The 5,798-nt window shown below is 71.4% G+C and carries 2 protein-coding genes; both read right to left on the bottom strand.

Annotated features, from left to right (window positions below):
- Positions 1-4,065 (bottom strand): amino acid adenylation domain-containing protein (locus ACTWP8_RS37980; protein ID WP_443326611.1); only part of this gene is annotated, 4,065 nt, incomplete at its 3' end.
- 1 nt (position 4,066) lies between these two features.
- Positions 4,067-5,798 (bottom strand): condensation domain-containing protein (locus ACTWP8_RS37975; protein ID WP_443326610.1); only part of this gene is annotated, 1,732 nt, incomplete at its 5' end.

The raw sequence follows: 5,798 nt of genomic DNA, 5'->3' as shown, positions 1-5,798 counted from the left end.
GTCACCGCTCAGATCGGTCCGCAGCACCAGCGTGTTGACGAAGAACCCCGCCAACCCCTCCAGCGCCGCATCCCCGCGCCCCGCCACCGCCGTACCGATCGGGATGTCCTTCCCCGCACCCATCCGGAACAGCAGTAGCGCCAGCGCCGCCTGGACGACCATGAACATGGTGGCCCGCCCGCGCTGGGCGAGCGCCACCAGTCGGGCATGGACCTGCGGGCTCACCTGCACCGGCAGGGGGCGGCCACGGAAGGAGGAGACGGCGGGCCGGGGCCGGTCGGCCGGAAGGACCAGCTCCTCCGGTGCACCGGCCAGCGCCTCGCGCCAGTAGCCGAGCTGGCCGCTGATCACGCTGTCCGGGTCGTCGAGGTCACCCAGCACCTCACGCTGCCACAGGGCATAGTCGGCATACTGCACCGGCAGGGGCTTCCAGCCGGGCGCCCCGCCCGCCCGCCGGGCCGCGTAAGCCACGCCGATCTCCCGGCCCAGCACACCCATCGACCAGCCATCGACCGCGATGTGATGCGCCACGATCAACAGCACGTACTCCACCGGCCCCATCTTCAACAACCGTGTCCGCCAGGGCAGATCGACGCTCAGGTCGAAGCCGCGGCCGGAGTGCGCCGCCAGGGCCTGCGGCAGCTCGTCCTCCGCGGTCTCCACGACCACCAGCGGCGGCCGGCCGGCGCCGTCCGCCAGCACCTGCTGCCGCGGTTCGCCGTCGGTCTCGGGAAAGACCGTACGTAAGCTCTCATGCCGGTCGGCGACATCTCCCAGCGCCGCCTCCAACGCGGCCACATCGAGCTCGCCGGAGAGCCGCAGCGCCAGCGGCAAGTTGTAGCCCGCGCCTTCCCCGACGCCTTCCAGGCGGTTGAGGAACCACATCCGCTGCTGGGCGTACGACAGGGGTACGGAGTCCGGTCGGGGGAACGGCACCAGTTCGGGGCGGGCCCGGCCGTCCGCGCTGCCCTCTTCCTCGATCCGGCGGGACAGGAGGGCAACGGTGGTGGCGGTGAAGAGCTCGCGGATGGTGATCCGGGTGTCGAGGACCGCCCGGATCCGGGCGATCAGTTTCATCGCCAGGAGCGAGTCACCGCCGAGCTCGAAGAACGAGGCATCGGCGCTGACCCGCTCCACGCCGAGTACCTCGGCGAAAAGCCCGCAGAGCACCTCTTCGGTCGAGGTGGCCGGACCGCGGCCCTCTGCGGTGTCTGTGGTGTCGGGGGCAGGGAGCTTCGCGCGGTCCAGCTTGCCGTTGACCGTCAGCGGCAGCCCCTCCAGCGCCACGACCGTCGGGACCATGTACTCCGGCAGCCGCCCGGCGGCGAACTCCCGTACCACCGCCACATCGAGCTCCCCGCTGGGGACCACGTACGCGACCAGCCGCTTGTCCCCCGGACCGTCCTCGCGGACCACGACCGCGACCTGACCCACAGCCTCGTGCGCGCCGATGACGGCTTCGATCTCGCCCGGCTCCACACGGAACCCGCGAACCTTGACCTGCTCATCCACGCGGCCTGCGAAGACCAGTTCGCCGTCGGCGGTCCACTTCGCCAGGTCACCGCTGCGATACATCCGGCCACCCGTGAACGGACAGGCAACGAAACGCTCCGCGGACAGCCCCGGCCGCCCGATGTAACCCCGAGCCAGACCGGCACCGGCGATATACACCTCGCCCGTGACCCCTTCCGGCACCGGCTTGAGGAACTCATCGAGCACATAGACGCGGGCGTTGGGGAGGGGCCGGCCGATCGGCGGCGCCGCGTCCAGCCCGGTCTTTAGTGCGGTGGCGGTGGCGGTGGTGATGACGGTGGCCTCAGTCGGACCGTACGTGTTCCACACCTGGGCGCCGGCCGACCACCGGTCGGCCAGATCGGCACTCAACCGCTCCGCACCCAGCACCCAATTGCGCACCCCCGGAACAGCAGCCGGCTCCAGCACCCCCAGCAGAGAGGGCACCACGCTCGCCACCTCCACCCCGGCGGCGTCGATCATCTCCGCCAGCGCCTGCAAGTCACCGCGCTCGTCCGCCGTCGCCACCGCGAGGGTCCCGCCCGCGGCCAGCGTCACAACCACATCCAGCACAGCGGCATCGAAGCTGAAGGACGCGAACTGCAGCCCCACCACACCCGCATCCATCCCCAACACCGGACGCATCGCCTCAGCGAGATTCGCCACCCCACCGTGAGCGACAGCCACCCCCTTCGGACGGCCCGTCGAACCCGACGTGTAGATCACATACGCCAGTTGGTCTGCCGAGATCCCCATCCCGAGCGGCTCCGCCGAGAACACGTCGACGTCCTCGAGAAGGACGGAGCGGGCATCGCCGAGCGGCACCTCGGCCAGGCAGTCGGCCGTGCCAAGGACCACCTCGGCACCACTGTCCGCGACCATGAAGCCCAACCGGTCCACCGGATACTCCGGATCCAACGGCACAAAAGCCGCGCCGGCCTTCCACACCGCCAGCTCCGCCACCACCATCTCCACCGACCGCGGCAGACACAGCGCAACCCGCGACTCCCGCCCCACCCCCACACCGTTCAAAAACCGCGCCAGCCGATTCGCCCGCCGGTCCAACTCCCCGTACGACAGCACCTGCTCACCACACCGCACCGCCACCGCATCCGGCGCCGCCGCAACCCGCCCCTCGATACGCTCCACGATCGACCCACCCGGCACCACGGCCCCGGTGACGTTCCACTCCTCCACCACCCGCGCCCGCTCCGCCTCCGCCAGCACATCCAGCCGACCGACCAGCGCCCCCGGATCGGCCGCCATCTGCCCCAGCACCCGGAGCACCCGGTCGACCAGCCCCTGGGCCGTCTCCTCGTCGAACAGGTCCGGCCGATAGCTCAGCCGCATGCCCAGACCGCCGCTCGGGCCGACCACCAGGCCGAGCGGGTAATTGATCGACTCCCGGAGTCCGGACTCGGTGAACTTCAGGCCGCCCGGTCCTCGTCGATCGACCTTGTCGCCCGACGGCTTCTGCGCGTTCGTGCCCGAGGGGAAGCTCTCGAACGCCATGATCGTGTCGAACGTCGCCCCGGGCCCGGCCTGCCGCTGGATGTCGCTGAGGCTCAGATACTGGTAGTCCACCAGCGCCGACTGCTCGGCCTGCAGCTCCGTCAGCATCTTGGCGACCGACTGCGCCGGGTCGAAGCGCACGCGTACGGGCACCGTGTTGATGAAGAGCCCCAGCATGCTCTCCATGCCCGGCAGCTCCAGCGGCCGTCCGGCAACGCTGGCGCCGAACACCACGTCCCGCCGACCGGTCAGCTTGCCGACGATGAGGGCCCAGGCGGCCTGGACCACCGTGTTCAGGGTGAGGCCATGGGTGCGCGTCAGCTCGCGCAGCGCCTGGTCCAGCTCCTTGCTCGCCTTGCCGGACACCATGGCGGAGTGCGCCGGCGCCCCGTTGTACTCGGCCGGGGCCACCAGCGTCGGCTCATCCGCCCCGGCCAGCACCTGCCGCCAGGCCGCCAGGCCTTCTTCCTTGCTCTGGCGGGCGAGCCAGGCGAGGTAGTCACGGTACGGGGTGACGGGCGGCAGGCCACGGGCGCTGCCCCCGGCCTCGTAACACGTCCACAACTCCCGCATCAGCACCGGCAGCGACCAGCCGTCCAGCAGGATGTGGTGCAACGTGATCATCATCCGGTACTGGTCAGGCCCGACCTTGACCAGCAGCACCTTCAGCAGCGGCGGCACCGCCAGGTCGAACCGCCGCTCCCGCTCCTCGATCCCCAGCCTCTCCGACTCCGCCCGGGCCACATCGGCATCCAGCCCGGACAGATCCTCCTCCCGCCACGGCAGGGTCACCCGGCGCATGATCAGCTGGACCGGCGCTCCGGAGGCGCGCCGCTGGAAGCCGGCGCGCAGGCTCTCGTGCCGGTCGAGCAGCGCCTGCCAGGACGCCCGCAGCGCCGCGGAGTCGAGCTTGCCCTCCAGGCCGAGGATCATCTGCTCGACGTAGACGTCGGTGCCCTCTTCGTCGTACACCGCGTGGAACAGCAGGCCCTCCTGCAGCGGCGACAGCGGCCATACCCCCACCAGAGCGGAGTCGGTCATCTCAAGCTCCTTCTTCCATCTGCTGCGCTGTCGCTTCGAACTCGTCCAACTCGCTCTGGCTGATCTCCACCAGCGGGAAGTCGGAGGGGGTGTGGCCACCGGTGCCGACGTCCGTGGTGTGCGTGGCCAGCCCGGTGAGCATCGCGGCCCAGCCGTCGGCCAGGCTCCGGGCGGCCGGCTCCGTCAGCAGCTCCGCCGGCCAGGACACGATGAGGGTGAGCTGCGGGCCGTCGGGCAGGTCGTGGACGACGCCCATGACCTCCAGGGCGTGCATGACCGGGATCCGGTCGTTGGCCCCGCCGCCCCGGCCGCCCTCGCCGGCGGTCTGCCAGGCCTGCTGCTCGGCGGGCTGCCGGCTCTGCTGGGTGGGGAACCGGCCCAGGTAGTTGAAGCCGATCTGGGCGGTGGGCAGCGCGGCGAGGGCGGGTGCGGTCTCGGGGTTGAGATACCGGAGCACCCCGTAGCCCAGCCCGTCGCCCGGTACGGCCCGGAGCTGTTCCTTGATCCGCTTGACGGCCCGTCCCGCCGCGGCCCCGCCGGAGCGCAGCTCCGCGAAGTCGGCGACGCCGACATCGAGCCGCACCGGATAGCTGCTGGTGAACCAGCCTGCCGTGCGCGTCAGATCCATGCCCTCAGCCAGCGGGACCCGGCCGTGGCCCTCGAGGTCCAGCAGGATCCCGGCCGTGTACTGGCCCTGCCGGCGGCGCCATTCGACGACCGCCGCGGTCAGGCCGGTGAGCAGCACGTCGTCGACGCCCGCGTGGAACGCCGTCGGCACGCTGGTCAGCAGCGCCGACGTGACCTCCGTGGGCACCTTCACCGACAGCTGCCGCACGGTGGCGCCGAGGTCCCGCCCCGGGTCCACGGGCCGCGGGGTGAGCAGCGGGTCGGCGCCGTCCAGCACCTGGGTCCAGGCGGGGAGTTCTGCGAGCCGCGGCCGGCTGGCGGCTTCGGCCTGCAGGGTGCGGGCCCAGTGCCGGAAGGAGGTGGGCACCGGCTCCAGCGCAACCTCGCGGTCGGCGGCCAGCTCCGTATAGGCCTCGGCCAGATCGGGCACCAGGACGCGCCAGGAGACGCCGTCCACCACCAGGTGGTTGAGGAGGATCAGCAGCCGTCCGGGGATGTCCGGGCCGGCGTCGAACCAGACCACCTGGGCCATCACACCCGCCTGCGGGTCGAGCCGGTCCGCGGCGGCCCGGGACTCCTCGGCGATGAGCCGGTCCAGATCGCCGACGGTCGCATCGACCCGGTGCACCCAGGGGGCCGCGTACGCAGTCGGGGGGACGACCAGGCGGGGTACGGGCTCGGCCTCGAGCCGGGCCCGCAGGATGTCATGGTGATCGACAACCGCCTGAACAGCATCGATCAGCGTCTCCAGCCGCATCCCCGCCGGGGCCACCACCACCGTCGACTGATACACCCCTCCGATACGCTCCGCTCCGGCCCGCTCCACCAGCTCGTGCATCACCGGGGTCAGCGGCACCTCACCGGTGCCCGGGTCACCGCCGCCGACGGCGCCACCGACACCGACCTCCCCGGCGACCACGGCCAGGCCTGCCGGAGTCTGACGCTCGAACACCTGCCGCGCGGTCACCACCAAGCCCGTCTTACGCGCCCTCGACACCAGCAGCATCGACATGATCGAGTCACCACCCAGCTCGAAGAACGAGGCATCGGCGCTGACCTGGTTCAGGCCGAGGACTTCGGCGAAGAGCCCGCAGAGGATCTCCTCG

It is taken from the genome of Streptomyces sp. 7N604 (assembly GCF_052245475.1).
Classification (GTDB): Bacteria; Actinomycetota; Actinomycetes; order Streptomycetales; family Streptomycetaceae; genus Streptomyces.
The sequence above is the reverse complement of the archived record's forward strand: the minus strand, read 5'-3'. Positions and strand labels throughout refer to the sequence as shown.